At 48.7% G+C, this 483-nt stretch carries 1 protein-coding gene; it reads right to left on the bottom strand.

Annotation, left to right across the window (positions count from 1 at the left end; genetic code table 11):
- Positions 1–483: Ig-like domain-containing protein (locus tag V5290_RS17415; protein WP_333388798.1), on the bottom strand; the 483-nt coding region annotated here is incomplete at both ends.

Genomic DNA, 483 nt, shown 5'->3' with positions numbered 1-483 from the left:
GACCCATCCGCATTGTTAGTTGCTGCGTATTCGATGCCGTCCACGGTTACCACCACGGTGGCTGTTGTATCTTCGACATTACCCGTTAACATTGGCGTGTTATCAGTGGTAATAATAGAGTCGACGCTAATTATTGGAGCGGTGGTATCCACTTCAATGGTGGTCGTTGCACTATCCGTATGGCCCGCTTCATCACTCGCAGACACACTGATCACAACGTAGCCTTCGGCTAATTCGGCAATCGTATCCGCTGCTAAACTCCAAGTGCCATCGCCGTTATTGACAGTCGTGTAGTCAATACCATTGACAGTAACAATCACAGTCGCTGTGGCATCATCAATGCTGCCACTTAACGCCGGTGACGTATCATTCGTTACTAAGGCATCGATACTCACATTTAAACCCGTTGTATCTACTTCAACGGTGCCAGTATTCGTTGCACTATTACCCGCCGCATCACTCGCGGTCACTGTGATAACGGTT

Origin of the sequence: Psychromonas arctica (assembly GCF_036697365.1) — a bacterium.
In the GTDB taxonomy this organism is placed as follows: domain Bacteria; phylum Pseudomonadota; class Gammaproteobacteria; order Enterobacterales; family Psychromonadaceae; genus Psychromonas; species Psychromonas arctica_A.
This window is presented reverse-complemented; position numbering and strand designations above follow the sequence as displayed.